This window comes from Hymenobacter sp. (genome assembly GCF_036388155.1).
Classification (GTDB): Bacteria; Bacteroidota; Bacteroidia; order Cytophagales; family Hymenobacteraceae; genus Hymenobacter.
Window position 1 is genome coordinate 13025 of record NZ_DASVSI010000106.1, and the last position, 16009, is coordinate 29033.

At 59.7% G+C, this 16009-nt stretch carries 16 protein-coding genes and 2 tRNA genes; 11 read left to right on the forward strand and 7 right to left on the reverse strand.

What is annotated here, in order from left to right:
• The first annotated feature begins 81 nt into the window (after positions 1-81).
• Positions 82-963 (forward strand): hypothetical protein, encoded by an 882-nt coding sequence (locus tag VF629_RS14855; RefSeq protein ID WP_331059279.1) that lies wholly within the window; start codon positions 82-84, stop codon positions 961-963.
• The gene (locus VF629_RS14860) at positions 960-1871 is read left to right on the forward strand and encodes a lysophospholipid acyltransferase family protein (RefSeq protein WP_331059280.1); all 912 of its coding nucleotides are present in this window, start codon (positions 960-962) and stop codon (positions 1869-1871) included. Before VF629_RS14855 ends, VF629_RS14860 begins: the two co-directional genes overlap by 4 nt.
• A gap of 95 nt (positions 1872-1966) precedes the next feature.
• On the opposite strand, the gene VF629_RS14865 is transcribed toward VF629_RS14860, so the two are convergent.
• Positions 1967-2599, reverse strand: a complete 633-nt coding sequence (locus VF629_RS14865; protein WP_331059281.1) for an L-threonylcarbamoyladenylate synthase — start codon at positions 2597-2599, stop codon at positions 1967-1969.
• Between the two features lie 206 nt (positions 2600-2805).
• On the opposite strand from VF629_RS14865, the gene mltG reads away from it, so the two are divergent.
• The 6 genes from mltG to VF629_RS14895 all read left to right on the forward strand — a co-directional run bounded on the left by mltG (position 2806) and on the right by VF629_RS14895 (position 6168).
• The gene (gene mltG, locus VF629_RS14870; protein ID WP_331059282.1) at positions 2806-3891 is read left to right on the forward strand and encodes an endolytic transglycosylase MltG; all 1086 of its coding nucleotides are present in this window, start codon (positions 2806-2808) and stop codon (positions 3889-3891) included.
• A 5-nt stretch (positions 3892-3896) separates the two neighbouring features.
• Entirely contained in the window at positions 3897-4256 is a 360-nt protein-coding gene (locus tag VF629_RS14875; protein ID WP_331059283.1) for a hypothetical protein, read from the forward strand.
• Positions 4257-4259: 3 nt separating this feature from the next.
• Positions 4260-4751 carry a thioesterase family protein gene (locus tag VF629_RS14880; protein ID WP_331059284.1) on the forward strand — a complete coding sequence of 164 codons (492 nt, stop codon included), beginning with the start codon at positions 4260-4262 and terminating at the stop codon, positions 4749-4751.
• Positions 4752-4822: 71 nt separating this feature from the next.
• On the forward strand, positions 4823-5815 hold the full coding sequence (locus VF629_RS14885) for a YihY/virulence factor BrkB family protein (protein ID WP_331059285.1): 993 nt from the start codon (positions 4823-4825) through the stop codon (positions 5813-5815).
• 113 nt (positions 5816-5928) lie between these two features.
• Positions 5929-6015: transfer RNA gene (locus VF629_RS14890), tRNA-Ser, on the forward strand.
• Between the two features lie 68 nt (positions 6016-6083).
• Positions 6084-6168 (forward strand) — tRNA-Ser (locus tag VF629_RS14895).
• Positions 6169-6332: 164 nt separating this feature from the next.
• On the opposite strand, the gene VF629_RS14900 is transcribed toward VF629_RS14895, so the two are convergent.
• Entirely contained in the window at positions 6333-7145 is an 813-nt protein-coding gene (locus tag VF629_RS14900) for a glucose 1-dehydrogenase (RefSeq protein WP_331059286.1), read from the reverse strand.
• A gap of 326 nt (positions 7146-7471) precedes the next feature.
• On the opposite strand from VF629_RS14900, the gene VF629_RS14905 reads away from it, so the two are divergent.
• Positions 7472-8200, forward strand: a complete 729-nt coding sequence (locus VF629_RS14905) for a DUF92 domain-containing protein (RefSeq protein WP_331059287.1) — start codon at positions 7472-7474, stop codon at positions 8198-8200.
• A gap of 90 nt (positions 8201-8290) precedes the next feature.
• Here VF629_RS14905 and VF629_RS14910 read toward each other — a convergent pair whose 3' ends face one another.
• Positions 8291-8959 carry a helix-turn-helix transcriptional regulator gene (locus tag VF629_RS14910; RefSeq protein WP_331059288.1) on the reverse strand — a complete coding sequence of 223 codons (669 nt, stop codon included), beginning with the start codon at positions 8957-8959 and terminating at the stop codon, positions 8291-8293.
• Positions 8960-9307: 348 nt separating this feature from the next.
• Between VF629_RS14910 and VF629_RS14915 the strand changes: the two genes are divergently transcribed.
• Both VF629_RS14915 and VF629_RS14920 read left to right on the forward strand, forming a co-directional pair.
• The gene (locus VF629_RS14915; RefSeq protein ID WP_331059289.1) at positions 9308-9697 is read left to right on the forward strand and encodes a hypothetical protein; all 390 of its coding nucleotides are present in this window, start codon (positions 9308-9310) and stop codon (positions 9695-9697) included.
• Between the two features lie 87 nt (positions 9698-9784).
• Positions 9785-10270 (forward strand): peptide deformylase, encoded by a 486-nt coding sequence (locus VF629_RS14920; protein ID WP_331059290.1) that lies wholly within the window; start codon positions 9785-9787, stop codon positions 10268-10270.
• Between the two features lie 15 nt (positions 10271-10285).
• Here VF629_RS14920 and VF629_RS14925 read toward each other — a convergent pair whose 3' ends face one another.
• The 4 genes from VF629_RS14925 to VF629_RS14940 form a co-directional block, all read right to left on the reverse strand.
• Entirely contained in the window at positions 10286-10801 is a 516-nt protein-coding gene (locus tag VF629_RS14925) for a DUF4112 domain-containing protein (protein WP_331059291.1), read from the reverse strand.
• 148 nt (positions 10802-10949) lie between these two features.
• Positions 10950-13379, reverse strand: coding sequence for an ABC transporter permease (locus tag VF629_RS14930; protein WP_331059292.1), 2430 nt, complete (start codon positions 13377-13379; stop codon positions 10950-10952).
• A gap of 137 nt (positions 13380-13516) precedes the next feature.
• Complete coding sequence (locus tag VF629_RS14935) at positions 13517-14206, reverse strand: ABC transporter ATP-binding protein (protein ID WP_331059293.1); 690 nt, start codon at positions 14204-14206, stop codon at positions 13517-13519.
• A gap of 250 nt (positions 14207-14456) precedes the next feature.
• Entirely contained in the window at positions 14457-15716 is a 1260-nt protein-coding gene (locus VF629_RS14940) for an efflux RND transporter periplasmic adaptor subunit (RefSeq protein ID WP_331059294.1), read from the reverse strand.
• Between the last annotated feature and the right edge of the window lie 293 nt (positions 15717-16009).

Below are 16009 nucleotides of genomic sequence, written 5' to 3' on the forward strand. Positions count from 1 at the left end.
GATTGATGGAAGGAATGGCACGGATTTTCGGTAAAGAACGGGCACGGCCAAGGCCCAGCTTCACATTGTTACTTTTGCGCCATGCGTTCCTTCCTGCTAGTTACTGCCTTCCTGCTCTCGCTGGTTGCCTCGTTGGGGGCCCAAGCGCGGCCGCCCCAAATCATCATCGACGTGGCCCGTTTTCGCAATCTGAATAAGGTGGAAAAGGGCGCGGAAGTGGAAGTGTACGTGACCGTGCCCACCCAGTCGCTGACCTACCGGCAGCGGGCGCCCAAGGCGTTTCAGTCGGCGGCTACCGTGACGTTGGAAATCCTGAAAGCCGACGGCAAGCCCGCCTACCGCGAGGTCATTACCCTGAAGCCGCCCGTCCTTACCGACACCACCATTGCCATCAAAAACCCGCAGAGCTTTTTGAAGCGGGTGATGCTGCCCGATGGCAAATACACCTTGCGGGGCACCGTGAAGGACCAGTACCGCAGCACCGGCGGCGAGACCACGGTGGAAAAACCCCTGGTGCTGGAAGAGCCCAAAGGGCCGTTCCTCACCGATGTGGTGCTCTTGGCGAAGCCGGCAGTGCGCAGTGGTGGCGACGACAATTTTGCCCGGGGCGGGTACCGCCTTACTCGTGCGCCCGGCAATGCCTATGCCCGCGGTGCTGAAAACGTGTTTTTCTACACCGAACTGCTCAATGCTCCGGCTGGCCAGCCCTTGCGAGTGCATTACCACCTCACCACGCCCGACGGCTCGGCGGCCGATGCCGACGCTACCCTCACGCCCCAGAGCGGGCGCCCCACCACGGTGGTGGGCCAGCTGCCGATGGGCCCGCTGCCTGAGGGGCCGTTCACGCTGTTTATAGAAGTGTACGGCGGGCCCGGCGGCAAAACGCTGCTGACCGGCCACCGCGCCGTGGGCCAACGAAACCCCAATGAATACGCGCCCGACGGCGCCGCAGTGCCCCGATGAGCAAGGCCAAAGGCGCCCGGCCAGCAGGAGCAAGGCCCTACGCTTGGTATTTTGAACCGTTGCGCTGGCTGCTGCTGGGCCTAGCGCACCTACCACTGCCGCTGCTTTATGTGGTGGCCGAGGGCATCTACTTCCTGCTGGCTTACGTGGTGCGCTACCGTTGGCGGGTGGTGACGGAGAATTTGCGCAACAGCTTCCCCGAAAAGTCAGCGGCCGAAATCGAGCAAACCGGCAAGGCGTTCTACCGGCACTTTGCGCAGGTGATGGTGGAAATCATGAAGCTGCCTGCGCTGCGTGCCGCCGACCTCAAGCGCCGAATGGTGCTGCTGAACCCGGAACTGGCCGACCGGCATTTTGCGCAGGGCCGCACGGTGCTGGGGCTGGCTTCGCACGCCGGCAACTGGGAGTGGGTGCTGGCCGCGGCCCCGCTGTGGTTGGCTGCGCCCATCGACGGGGTGTACAAGCCCTTGAGCAACCCATTCTTCGAAGAATTCATGCGGTTTGTGCGCTCCCGAACGGGCGCCGCGCTGGTGCCCATGAGCCAGGTGATGCGCGAAATGGTGGCCCACCGCGGCGAAGCCCACCTGCTGAGCCTGGTGTCGGACCAGGCCGCCGGGCCCGAGGACCGGCCCCACTGGACCCAATTCATGAACCAGGAGGCGGGCTTTTACACCAGCACCGACCGGTTGGCGGCCCGTTTTGGCTGCGCTGTGCTGTACGTGACCATCCGGCGCCGCCGCCGCGGCTACTACGAATTTTCGTTCACGGAACTCTACGACGGCGAAGCTGCCCTGCCGGCCAACAGCACCGTCATCATTGAAGCCTTCGCCCGCCAATTGGAGCAAGACATCCACGCCGCGCCCGAACAATACCTCTGGACGCACCGCCGCTGGAAGCATAAGAGGTGAGGTGTGAAATGATGAGGTGGTGAGTTTGATGTTCAGTTTGCGCCATATGCGCAGCTAAAACATCAAACTCACCACCTCACCATTTCACACCTCACCTATAAATAAGGCTCGATGTCGCCGGCGCCTTGGCGCACCAGTTCAAAATCGTCGTTGGTGCAGTCGATGATGGTGCTGGGGGTGTTGCCGCCGAAGCCGCCGTCGATAACGAGGTCGACCAACAGGCGGTACTTCTCATAAATGAGGTCTGGGTCGGTTACGTATTCTTCCAGTGTTTCTTCGCTTTCGCGCACCGATGTGCTCACGATGGGGTTGCCCAGTTCTTTCACCAGTTGCCGGATAATCTGGTTGTCGGGCACCCGGATGCCGACCGTTTTGCGCTTGGTGCCGCCAAAGCGCGGGGCGTTGGCGCTGGCTTCAAACAGGAAAGTGAACGGGCCGGGAAGGGCTTTCTTGATGACTTTGTAGGTGGACGTGGTAATGCCGTGGGCGTAGTCGGAGATGTGCGACAGGTCGTAGCAAATGAAGCTCAGGTTGGCTTTCTCGGGGTGCAGCCCTTTGATGCGGCACACTTTTTCCACGGCCTTGGCATTGGTCACGTCACAGCCGATGCCATACACCGTATCGGTGGGGTAAATGATGACCCCGCCTTTGCGCAACACGTCAACAACTTGCTGAATACGGCTTTGTGGTGGATTTTCGGGGTGAATGCGGACGAGAGTAGCGGGCATGGGAAAAACGGACAATTTGATGAGGGAACAGCCTGCGACGGCCGGTCGTTGGGGAGCAGCGGGGGCAGTACGTCGCCAGGGCGGGCCAAAGGCGCGGGCAAGGTACTACGGCCGGCCGAAACGAAACAACTCGGCAGCAGCTTGCGCGCTACGGTTGCCCGGCTTCGTACTTTTGGCGCCGTCCCTTGCTTTTCTTTTGAATTCCCATGTCTCAGCCTGCCCAAAAGTCTATCCTCGAACGCCGCGACGAAGCCCTGAAACGCCGCCGGCGCTGGGCCACGGTCAGCATCATTTTCACGCTGGCGTTGGTGTGCTTCTCTTATTATTTCTACCAGGTATTCTTCACCGCCAACGTCGAGACCAAGGGCAAGCCCACCTTCGTCATCGTGCACCGCGGCGACGACTGGAAGGCGGCCCTGAAAACAATCGACGCCACGGGCGTGGTGGTCGACAAGCTTTCGCTGCACTTCGTGGCCAAGCTGATGAAGTACCCCGAGCACGTGAAGCCCGGCCGCTACGAGCTGAAAGACGGCTTCACCAACCGCCAGCTCGTCAACGTGCTCAAGGCCGGGCTGCAGTCGCCGCTCAAGCTCACGTTCACCAACGTGCGGCTGCGAAGCGAGCTGGCCGATAAGCTGTCGGGGCAGATTGACGCCCAGCCGCGGCAAATCGACTCGCTGCTGAGCAGCCCCGCCTACACCCGCAGCCTGGGTTTCGACACCACCACCGTGCTCAGCATGTTCATCCCGAACACCTACGAGCTGTACTGGAACACGTCGGCCAAAAATCTCATGCAGCGCATGAAGAAGGAGTACGAGAAGTTCTGGACGCCGGCCCGCGATGCCCAACGCGAGAAGCTCAAGCTGACCCGCGCCCAAGTGAGCACCCTGGCCAGCATTGTGGAAGCCGAGCAGCAGCAGCACGCCGACGAGCGGCCCCGCATTGCGGGCGTCTACCTCAACCGCCTCAAGCGCGGCATGAAGTTGCAGGCCGACCCCACCGTGGTATACGCCAACCGCGACTTCACCATCAAGCGCGTGCTCAACGTACACCTGGCCAAGGACTCGCCCTACAACACCTATAAGTACGGTGGCTTGCCGCCCGGTCCCATCAATCTGCCCAGCATTGCCAGCATCGACGCCGTGCTTCAGCCGGAAAGCAACAACTACCTCTATTTCTGCGCCAAGGAAGACTTCAGTGGCTACCACGCCTTTGCCACCAACGAAACCGGGCACCTCGTGAATGCCCGCCGCTACCAGGCCGCGCTGAACCGTAGCGGTATTATGAAGTAATTTTCATGAAGCATACCCGCTACAGTTTATTGTTAGTTTGCTGTGGGCTGATTGTCAGTTGTAAGCAAACCGTACAGATTGACCCAGATTTAATTCGATACGCTCGGGTCAAACACTTTGAACAGACCTTGATACCCGAAGTTGCGCGCCTTGATAGTTTTAACATCAGCAACGTACATTATTTGTTGTCTGACTTTTTGAATCAAAGTTCTGAATGTGAAAGCAAACCTTTTACGCCACGCTATCAGATTCTGCTAGCTTACCACGATGGTAACTATGACGTCATCATTGCGGCGGACAAAGTATTTAGCTATCGGGGCAAGATGTACCGTATGCAGCGCTCTTTGGAAAACTATTACAAATAGGTTATGTACACTTCCGACATTCAAATCCGTGTGCGCTACGCCGAAACCGACCAGATGGGCTACGTCTATCACGGCAATTACGCGGCGTATTTCGAAGTGGCCCGCACGGAGTCGTTTCGGCAACTGGGCATTCGGTACAAAGACTTGGAAACCGAGGGCGTGGGCATGCCGGTAGGGGAGTTGCGCACCCGGTTTCGCCGCCCGGCGCGCTACGATGATTTGCTCACAGTACGACTGTTGCTGAAGCAGCCTGCCGAAGGTTCGCGCGTGCTGTTCGAATACGAAATCTATAACGAGGCGCGGGAACTGCTCACCGAAGGCCATACGCTCATGGTATTCGTAAACACGACCACCGGGCGGCCCGTGCCCGTGCCCGCCAGCATACTAGAACGGCTAGCTCCTTACTTCAACGAAGACGAAATTGATAGCCCGATGCGGCCCACGCCCGGCGCAGTACCACCCGATGCGCCCGCGCCGGCCGCATTCGGCAAGTGAAGGAAATTTGTGTTTTGCGTGTTGACGCTTCGTAACGGTATTCAGCACCTAATCCTTAATATTCACACCTTTTGAAAGCCCCCGCCGCCATTCGCCGTGCCCGCTTCCCCGACGTGCGCAAGCAGCGACCCTACCGGCGGCTGATTGTGGGGCTGAAGCGACTGCGGCTGCCCGGCGGTCAGGCCTCGCTCTACGACGTGCTCGACCGCATTCTGCACGAATTGCGGCTTGACTCGCTGGAAAAGCGCGCCGCCTACATGGCTTTCAACCTCACGGTGGCCCTGTTCCCAACTATTATTTTCCTGTTCACGCTCATCCCGTTTCTTAGCGAATACCTCAACATCCCAAACCTGAACGTCGACATCCTGCAGTTCCTGGCCGATTTTATGCCGCGCGAGTTGTACGCGGCCACAGCTAGCACCATTGAGGATATTGTGAACATTCCGCACGGTGGCTTGCTCTCGTTCGGTTTCGTGACGGCGCTGGTGCTCAGTTCCAATGGCATCATGGCGTTGCTGGATGCTTTTGAAAAGAAATACCCGTGGTTCAAGCATCGCAGCTACATCCGTAAGCGTCTCATCGCCACTATTCTGACGTTCGTGCTGTCGTTGATACTGCTGCTTGCGGTTGCCGGTATTTTCTTCGGAACCTACCTCATGGACGGTTTGGTATTCTATGAAATCGTGCCGGAACGGTTCACCGATTTGGTGCTTACACTCATCCGTTACGGCTCCTTGGTGGGCTTGTTTCTGAGCAATACGTGCGTGATTTATTATTTCGTGCCGCCCGTGCACGACAAATGGCCGCTGCTGTCGGCCGGCGCGGTGGTGGCCACGCTGCTCATCTTCTTGGTGTCGTTCCTCTTCACGCTTTACGTCCGGATTTTCAATTCCTACAACACCTTCTATGGCTCCATTGGGGCACTGGTGGGCTTCATGGTATGGCTGGAATTCGTGTGCATGACGCTCATCATCGGGTTCGAAGTCAACGTGAGCATGGATGCCGTCACGGGGCGTCGGCGCCAGATGCTGCGCGAACAGATGAAGTTGAAAAACGGAGAATGAGCCATTGATTGTGAGCGGAATAACAGAATTCGTGATAAAAATTCGCCATTCTTCCTTCCTCATTCCTCATTCGTTCTTACTTTTGCACTCCCCAATCACTCGGGGAACCTGTTAGAGAGGTGGCAGAGTGGTCGAATGCGACGGTTTCGAAAACCGTTATACCGGCAACGGTATCGGGGGTTCGAATCCCCCCTTCTCTACTAAAGGCTTTTTCTGCGCTGGGAAAAGCCTTTTTCATGAATGAGTACCAGTGCAACCAAGCAGCTATAGAGAGCTGGCAGAGTGGTCGATTGCGGCGGTCTTGAAAACCGTTGAGGGTTAAACCTCCGGGGGTTCGAATCCCTCGCTCTCTACATAAAGCCCCGTTTCCATCGTGGAAACGGGGCTTTTGCTTTTTTAAGAACAACTCAAGGAATCTGTGGCTGCATGAATAGAGCGTCCGGGCCTGCACCGCCTCAATGCGCGACAGCCTGAGCCGGGCTCGGCGGCCTGGGCGCGGCGGGGAGTTCGGGAGCCATTAGCCGCCCGACTCAAACCCGGGGTAGAGCAGCATGCCGCCGTCGGCGAACAGGGTGGTGCCGGTGATGTAATCGGCCTCGTCGGAAGCCAGCCAGGCGGCCACCTGCCCGATGTCCTCGGGCTGCCCCACGCGGCCGTAGGGAATGAGGCGGAGCAGGCTTTCCACTTCTTCGGGAGTATCGCGGGCCTCCTCGTTGATGGGCGTGGCGATGGCGCCCGGGCCGATGCCGTTCACCCGAATGCGGTGCGCGGCCAGCTCCTGGGCCATGCTTTTCATGAGCAGCATGACGCCCCCTTTGCTGGCGGCGTAATTGACGTGCCCGGCCCAGGGAATGACCTCATGCACCGAACTCATGCAGATGATTTTGCCCGTGGCCTTGGAAATATCGGGTTGCGGGCCCCGGCGCAAAAACTCGCGGGCCGCCTCGCGGGCGCACAGAAACTGCCCGGTCAGGTTCACGTCCAGCACTTTTTGCCACTGGGCTAGGGTCATGTCCACAAACTTGGCGTCCTGCTGAATGCCGGCGTTGGCCACCAGGATGTGCACCGTGCCGTAGCGCTGGACGGTTTCGGCGAACAGGGCCTGCACCTCGTCTTCGCGGCTCACGTCGGCGCGCATGCTGAAGGCGCGGCCGCCCGCCGCTTCGATGTCGCGGACCACGGCGTCGGCTCCCTCGGGGTGGCCGGAGTAGTTGACGGCCACGGCAGCGCCCGCGGCGGCCAGGGCGCGCGCCACGGCGGCCCCAATGCCCGAGCTGGCGCCCGTGACGAGGGCCACTTGGTGGGCGAGTCGTTGTGAAGTTACAGCCATGAGCAGCCAGGCGAAAGGTGAATAAGTCAGAAACGCGCCTTTCTTCCGTGCTTACGGCAAGTGAATGAGGAGCGTTGGAGGCGAAGCAGCGGCTGGCCCGCCCGATATGCTGGGAGGGTATTCGAAAGGGCTACGGGCGGGTGGGGGAGAATGTGGCTGCGAAGGCAATCTACTTTTCGTCAACTACCAGGAACTGGGAATAGGCGGCATAAGTGGTTTGTACAGGCGATTATGCGGTACGACAAGTCCCGCGCACTTCTCGAAAAGCCTCGTTTGTGGTACGGAAAGGCAGCCTTTGCTTTCTCGGGCAACCGTTATTTTTGGTCATGCAATTGCTTTTCCACTACATTCCTGGCCTGCTACTTCTTGGGTTGGGCATGGGGTACAGCCGCTGGAAACGCAAGCTGACTCTGGCGGGCGTGTGGACGGGAGGGGCCGTTGGGGCGTGCATACTTCTGGGAGCGGGATACACGGGGCTGACGCAGCTGGCCCTCTTCTTTGCCTTGGGCACGGCGGCCTCGGCGTGGCGGGTGGCCGACAAGCGCCGGCTGGGCCTAGCCGAGGAAAACAAAGGACAGCGCACCGCCGGGCAGGTGCTGGCCAATGCCGGGGTAGCGGCCGTACTGGGGCTGCTGAGCTGGCGCCTGGCCGCCTTCGCGCCACTGGGGCAACTGATGCTGGCCGGCAGCTTTGCCGCTGCCACCGCCGACACGCTGGCTTCGGAGCTGGGCAACGTCTACGGGAGCCGCTACGTGAACGTCCTCACCTTTCGGCCCGACACGCGGGGCGAAAACGGCGTGGTGAGCGTGGAAGGTACTTTGCTGGGGGTAGCGGGCAGCGGCGTGCTGGCGGCGGCCTATTGTGCGGGGCAAGGGTGGGGCCCGTGGTTTTGGTGGCTGGTGCTGGCCGGCACCGTGGGCAATGTGGTCGACTCGCTGCTGGGCGCCACGCTCGAACGGCGCGGCGTGCTATCGAACAACGTGGTCAACTTCCTCAACACGCTGGCCGGCGCGTTGACGGCGGCGGTATTCGGCTGGCTGAATGGCTTTGCTTGAGAAGACTTGCAGACGCTTTGGTACGAAATAAAAGCCAGTGGCAAGTGCACACACCGCTCCGACAGCGGCACCTTTCGAACGAAGTCTAGCCTATATCAAGTCAAACGCACGGGCGTACTGGCCCAGCTCGAAGGACGAGGTGGCTTCTAGCTTGTGGCGCAGGTTGCGGCGGTGGGTATCCACGGTTTGGGCCGAGATGTACAGCATTTCCGCAATCTCCCCGGAGCTTTGGCCGCGGCTGATGCCGGCCAGCACTTGGCGCTCGCGGCTGGTGAGGCCGGCAAAGCGGGAGGTGTTGGCGCGAAGAAAGGCGTTTTCGTCCAACAGCCGCTGAATTTTAGCATTGAGGTGACTGTCCTTGTCGATGGCCGAGGACAAGCAGAGCGTAAGCAGCGGCTGGCCTTGCTGCCCCCGCGCCAGCACCCGCGCGGTGCTCAGGTGCAGTTCGAAGCTGCGCTGCGGCCCGGTGCGGACTTGTTGAAAGAACGAAATCGAATGGCTGGGGTCGTCGTGTTGGAGCAGGCCAACTATTTTGGGCACGTACTCGTGCGCTTCGTCGGGGTTGAAGTAGCGGGCGTAATATTCCTCTCCCATGGCCGTCAGTTCTGGCAGCGTGATGCGCAGCTGGGCCAGGCCCCGGGCCGACATGTACAGCACCCGGCGGCAGTCCTCGTTCAGCACAATCACCACGGCGGGCAGCAGGTCGGCCACGGCGGCAATCTCGGCTATTTTCTGCTCGATAAGTAGTTGGTCGGTCATGCGAAAAGCAGGCGGATGGTGAAGATTCGGCGAAGAATTGCCCGCTAGTTAGTGCATGAATGGCCATATTCAAATACAGGCAGCTCACGCCCTATTGAGTACGTAACTGGTAGTTATGCGGAGACGAACACAAGCAGTAGCCTGTTGGCTGTTGCTGAAGGGTTGGACGTGAATGGCAACTAAAAAAATAACCACTTGAGTCATTGCCGCATTCGGCCTGCGCCGGTTCTGCCTATCCCCGTCGGCCAATAACCTTTCGGCTAGGGCGTCGTTCACTGACGACGTCCCACGGGGCACCTTTCGCCCAAAATTTGCAAACCGATGCAGGAGACCCATTCGCTTGAAGAGGTGTTGAACACCACTCAAAAGAAGCTGGCCTTTTTTCAGAACGTGGTGCTGGTAGCCGCCGCCGATGGCGAGCTCAGCGCCGCGGAAAGCGAGTTTCTTTTGCAGCTGGGCAACAAGCTGGGGCTGCAGCCGGAAGAAGTGATGCCCATTGCCGACAACCTGGGCGTGCTGAGCTTCGTGATGCCCGCCGAGGGCCTGCAGCGCACTTTGGAGCTGCAAACCCTGGTGCAGATGATGCTGCAAGACGGGGAAATTGATGCCCGCGAGTACGGCTTGTGTCAGGAATACGCGCACCGCATCGGGTACGGCAAAGGCATTCTGGACGACATGGTAAGCCAACTGGCCGGCGGGCCGCCCAACCCGTACCCCAACCCGCCCACAGTGAGCTAGGCCCCGGCTGTCGGAGGTGCCGAGAAGCGGGGCGCACCCGCGTTATTTGCGGAGCCGCGCGCCCCTAGCGCTGCCGCAACCCAGCCGATGAAAACCCTCGACGATTTGGTGCTGTTGGGCGACCCGCGCCTCTACGAAGTGTGCGCCCCGGTGCTCGAATCGGAGCTGCCACTGGTGGCGGGCTGGGTGGCCGACCTGCACAACGTGATGAGCGAAATTCGGGCGAAGTACCAGTTTGGGCGGGGCATTGCGGCCCCGCAAATTGGGGTAATGAAGCGGCTGGTGTACCTGAACATCGACCGGCCCATCGTGATGCTCAATCCTGAACTGGGCGACGCCAGCCCCGACCTGTTTGAGCTGTGGGACGACTGCATGAGCTTCCCCAACCTGCTGGTGCGGGTGCGCCGCCATCAGCAAGTGACCGTGCGCTACCGCGACGAGCACTGGCAACCCCAAACCTGGACGGTGCAAGACGGACTCTCGGAGCTGCTACAGCACGAATGCGACCACCTCGACGGCGTGCTGTGCACCATGCGGGCCATCGACCAGCAGTCTTTTCGCTGGAACAAGTAAGCGCCGGCGTGGTCGCTAGGTGCTGAATACGGGGTTGGCGTCCAGGTAATTCCAAACCCAGCGCAGCAACACCACCCCGCCCCAGGCCACCAGGCCGAACACCACCAAGAAACCCAGCAACAGCAGCGCCACCAGCCCCTTGCCGCTGCCGGTGTGCCGGCCCTCGGCGTAATGCCGCCGCAACAGGGCCACGTTGCGCTCGTTGCTCTTGTAGGCAAAGTCGAACAGGTTGCCCAGGATGGGAATGGCGCCGATGATGGTGTCAAGCAGGATGTTGAACGCCATGCGGACCACCACCGCGCCGCTGGCCCCGTGGCGCAGCATGGTGAGCAGCAAAGCCCCCGACACGGCCAGCGTCGAAAGGTCGCCCACCACGGGCAGCAGCCCCAGCAGCGGGTCGAGGCCGAAGCGGAAGCGGGTGCCTGGCAACTGGAACTGGCTGTCCATGAGACGGGCAATGCGCTCCACCCAGCGCAGCCGCTCGTCGGCGTCGAAGGTGGCGGGCACGGGTGGGCGAGTGGGCTGAAGCATGGCGGTGGTTTTTTGTCCCTATACGCCCCAACGCGCCGAAAGGACATCCCGCCGGCGTGACGCCGCGGAATGCCCTTTCTGGGTAAGTCTTCGCTTGGTCTAGGCTGTGTGGACAGCAAACCAAAAGAACCCTTGGTGTCCACACACCCTAGTTCGCCCGGAGGTTGTTTACTGGGTTCATGGTGGCGGCGCGTACGGCCTGATAGCCCACCGTGAGGAAGGCCACGGCCGCGGCCGTCAGCCCCGCCGCCACGAAGGCCCACAGCGGCATGTCGATGCGGTAGGCGAAGTCCTGCAGCCAACGGCTCATGGCCAGCCAGGCGGCGGGGAAGGCGATGACGGCGGCCACCAGCACCAGCACCAGGAACTCCTTCGAGAGCAGGCCCACGATGTTGCCCACGCTGGCACCCAGCACTTTCCGGATGCCAATTTCCTTTTTGCGGCGCTCGGCGGCGTAGGTGGCTAGGCCAAACAGCCCGAGGCAGCCCACGAAAATGGCGATGCCGGTGAAAATCCAGAGCAGCGACTTGAGCTTGTCTTCGGCCTTGTACATCTGGTCGAAGTTGTCGTCCAGGAACTTGTATTCGATGGGGCTTTCAGGGCTGAACTTGGCCCATACCTGCTTCACGCCCTCCACCGAGCTGCCGAAGTTGTCGGCCTTGAGCTTCACAGCTACTTTCCAGTAGGCGCCGGGGAAAATTTGAAGCACGGCCGGCTCCAGCTTGTCGTAGAGGCTCTTGTAATGGAAATCCTTCACCACGCCAATCACCTTGCCAATTTTCAAGGAATCGGGGTTTTTGTCGCTCCATACCTTCCACTTCAGGGTTTGGCCCAGGGCCTTATCGGGCGTGCCGAACCCGAGTTCTTTCACGGCCGTCTCGTTGATGATGAAGGCCTGGTCTTTGTCGGTTTTCATTTTCTGGGAGAAGTCACGGCCCGTCACCAGCTGTAGGCCCAGGGTTTTGAGGTAGTCGTAGTCCACCATCAGCTGGGTCACGCTTTTCTCCTTGTCCTCGCCGTTGGTGGGCACGATAATGCCGTCGCCGGCCACCTGGTCGCCGGGAAAGCCGTAGCCAATGCTGGCTGAGGCCACGCCCGGCACTTGCTGCAGCTCGTTCTTAAACGTGTCGTAGTGCTTGTTCATGTTGTCGCCCCGCATGGGGAAAAACATGATTTGGTCGCGATTGAAACCCAAGTCCTTGTTGTGCAGGTAGCTCACCTGGCGGAACACCACCAGCGCGCACACTATCAGGAACACCGACAGCGCGAATTGCACCACAATCAGGCCGTGCCGCAGCCATTGCACGCGGCCGAATACGCCGTCGGTCACCACGGCGCTTTTCAGCACCTTCACCGGCTGGAAGCTGGAGAGCACCAGCGCCGGGTAGAAGCCCGCCACCAGCCCGACCACCACGGTCAGCAGCACCAACACACCCAGCAGCGCGGGGTTAGTGAGCAGGTCAAACGTCATGGTTTTACCCGTGAAGGCATTCAGCGAAGGCAGGAGCAGAGCTGTGAGCACTGTAGCCAGCACCACGCTCACTAGCGTGAGCAGCACGGTTTCGCTCAGAAACTGGAGCATCAGCTGCTCGCGGCTGGCCCCGATGGTTTTACGGATGCCCACTTCTTTGGCCCGCTGCATCGACTTGGCCGTGGACAGGTTCACGAAGTTGAAGCCGGCAATGAGCAGAATGAACGCCGCAATGAAGCTCAGCGCCTTCACGTAGGTGATGTTGCCCTTCACCGACGAGTCGTACTTGAAGCTGGAGGAATACAGGTGCACTTCGCGCAGGGGCTGCAAAAACGAAAGGTCCGTCACCTTGTCGTCCTCGGGCAAGGTCGGGTTCACCTTCTCGGCCACGAAGCTCCGCAGCTTGGCCTGGGTCTGCTGGGCGTCAGTGCCGGGCCGCAGCTTCACGTAAGTGAAAAACTGTTGCCAGCCCCACTTTTTCATGCGCTCTTTGGGCAACTGAGCCGCCGAAAGCGGAATAACGGAATTGACCTTCAGGTGGAATTTGGACAGGTTATTTTGCAAAACGCCCTTCACGATGAAGCTCGTTTTATTCATCTTAATCTCCTTGCCCACTGGGTTTTCGTTGCCGAAAAAGCTCTTGGCCACGTCCTCGGCCAGCACCATCGACGTGGGCGCGTCCAGCGCGTGGGCGGCCGAGCCGTGTTTGAAGTCCAGCGGGAAAATCTCGAAGAAGGTGGAGTCGGCGATTAGGCCGTTTTCGACATAAATTTTCTTGTCGCCCACTTCCAGCAAATCCACTGACGACTCCATCAGGATGCGCGTGGTTTGCTCCACTTCCGGAAACTCCTGCTTCATCGTGGTGGCGTACATGGGCGGCACGGGTGCCAAGGCTTCCGGCGTTTCGGTCGTGGTGCGCTCCGAGTACACGCGGTAAATCCGGTCGCCGTTGGGCACGAACTTGTCGAATTGCAGCTCGTCGTACACGAAAAGCCCAATCAGTAGGCAGGCGGTGAGGCCCAGCGCCAGCCCGGCAATGTTGAGGAAGGAGAAGCCTTTGTGCCGGACGAGGTTCCGGTAGGCCACGAGGAAATAGTTCTTAAGCATGACTTCTGAGCAGATAAAGAGGTGAATGAGCTGGCGGGACGAGTACCTCGAAATTTTATTTCGGCTCGCCAGAATGTTTCTCGCAGTTGTTCTCACGGGCCGAAATGAAATTTCGGGGTACTCGTCCCGCCAGTTTTTTAGGCCGGGAAGGCCTGGTGCACGTTTTCAAGCACCACCTGCCCGTCGAGCAGGCGAATGACGCGGTGGGCGTAGCGGGCGTCGTGCTCGGAGTGCGTGACCATGATGATGGTGGTGCCGGCCTCGTTGAGCTCCGTGAGCAGCTCCATCACCTCGTTACCGTTGCTTGAGTCGAGGTTACCAGTGGGTTCGTCGGCCAAAATTAGGCCGGGGCTGTTCACCACGGCGCGGGCCACGGCCACGCGCTGCTGCTGCCCGCCCGAGAGCTGCTGCGGGAAGTGGTTGCGGCGGTGCATTATTTGCATTTTCTCCAGCACGCGGGCCACTTTCTCCTGGCGCTGGGCCGCGCCCATGCCCAGGTAAATGAGCGGCAGCTCCACGTTTTCGGCCACCGTCAGTTCGTCAATCAGGTTGAAGCTCTGGAACACGAAGCCGATGTGCTTCTTGCGCAGCTCGGCGCGGCGGCGCTCGGGCGCATGGGCCACCTCAGTGCCCGCAAAGGCGAAGCTGCCGCCGTCCGGCTCGTCGAGCAGCCCCAAGATGTTGAGAAGCGTGGACTTGCCGCAGCCGCTCGGTCCCATGATGGCCACAAACTCGCCTTCGTTCACCGCCAGCGACACGTTGTTCAGGGCCTTGGTCTGCACCTCGTCGGTGCGGTAAATTTTCTCCAGGTTTTCGATTTTAATCATGGGAGTAAGAAGTGGGCTGGTGAAAGTGAAAAGGTAATTTTTGCAGAAAAAGGTGAGAAAAGCAGGGTGTAGTTTTTTGTAGTTAACCTTGATGATTAGTCCAATAGAACGTCATGCTGAGCGCCGTCGAAACAGCTCTACCTCTTCGTTGCAGCGAATCGAAAGCACTCACCAATTAATTACTCTCGTGGTAGAGATGCTTCGACTGCGCTCAGCATGACCGTTCTTATTTTGGTGCAGAATGTTTAAGCTATTGGGCTTTTGCTTTGAGTTCTAGCTCGCCCATGTTCTCGTAGCCCTCGTAGCTGGAGGTGATGACACGGTCGCCGGGTTTGAGGCCCTCGAGCACTTCGTAATAGTCGGGGTTTTGGCGGCCCAGGCGGATATCGGCTTTGTAAGCTTTCGCGCCGTCTTCGCTGACTTTGAAAATCCAGTTGCCGCCGGTTTTCTGGTTGAAGCCGCCTTTGGGCACGCGCAGGGCCACGGTCTGGTCGCTCAGGGCCAGGCGCACGGGCAACGACTGGCCTTGTGCCAGCCCCGTGGGCCCGGCGCCGGTGAACTCCATGTCGACTTGCACGCCCTTGGCTACTTGCGAGAAAATCTTCTTCACGCTTAGCGGGTACATCTTGCCATTGACGTTGATTTCGCCCTTTTGGCCGGGGAAAATGCGTGAGATGTAGTACTGGTCCACAGTGGCGCGCACTTTCAGGCCAGTCAGCATGTCGAGCTGGCCAATGCGCTGGCCGCGGCTCTTCAACTCCCCAATTTCCGCGTTGAGCGAGGTGATGCGGCCCGCCGCGGGCGCCTTGATGGTGAGGTCGTCGAGCTTGTGGCGCATCAGGGCCAGGTTGCCTTGCATGCGGTTCACCGACTGCTGCATCTGGTTGATTTGCTCGCGCATGGCCAGCGAGTCCTGCCGCAGGGCCTGGCGGCTGAGCTGCCGCCGCCGCACCTGGTAGTCATAGGCGTTCTTGGTTTGCTGGTACTCCTGGCGGGCTATTACCTTCTGGTCGTAGAGGCTTTTGTTCAGATCGAACAGGCGCTTGGCTTCGCGCAACTGGTTCTCGATTTCGGCCTGCTGGTTGAGCTGCTGAATGCGGTTTTGCTGGAGCAGGTTGCGCGTGTTTTGCAGGTTGTTCATCAGGTCGAATACCGCGGTTTCGCGGTTCACCATTTCCAGCTGCAAGTCGGTGTTGGCGAGCTGAATGATGGGCTGGCCGGGGGCGAGGGCGGCACCGTCTTCCACCAGAATGCGCTGCACCGTGCCGCCCTCCGGTGCGTCGAGGTAGATGGTCTTGATGGGCATCACCACGCCATCGACGGGCACAAACTCCTGGAATGGCCCCCGCGTTACTGGGCTAATGGTAATGCGCTCGGGGTCGATGTTGAGCTTGGCTGGTCCGGCCGAGGTGAGCAGCAGCGCCGCCACCGCCAGGACCACCAGGGCAAAAGCGCCCAGCAGCATCAGCTTGGCCGGCGTCCAGGTTTTCTTTTGAATCAGTTCGTCCATGTGCTGGGAAGCAATTGCGTAGCCTTATTGAAAGGCCCTTGCCACAACACACGAAGAACGATGCCATTTCAATAAATACCTGGTAATTAATAAGTTAATTTTAAAGTCAATGTTGTGCGCGCCAAAAGCGTCCGCTTTCGATACAACAACCGTCCGCTTCTGATACAGCGCGGCAACGGCGCGCGGTCCAAAGCATCTATCAGAAGCTGCGGAGGCGCTTTTTAGAAACTAGTACAATTGTGGCTAGGCCAGTTCGCAGTAGCGCGAACTTTGTAGTTCGCGTCCCCGCGCCG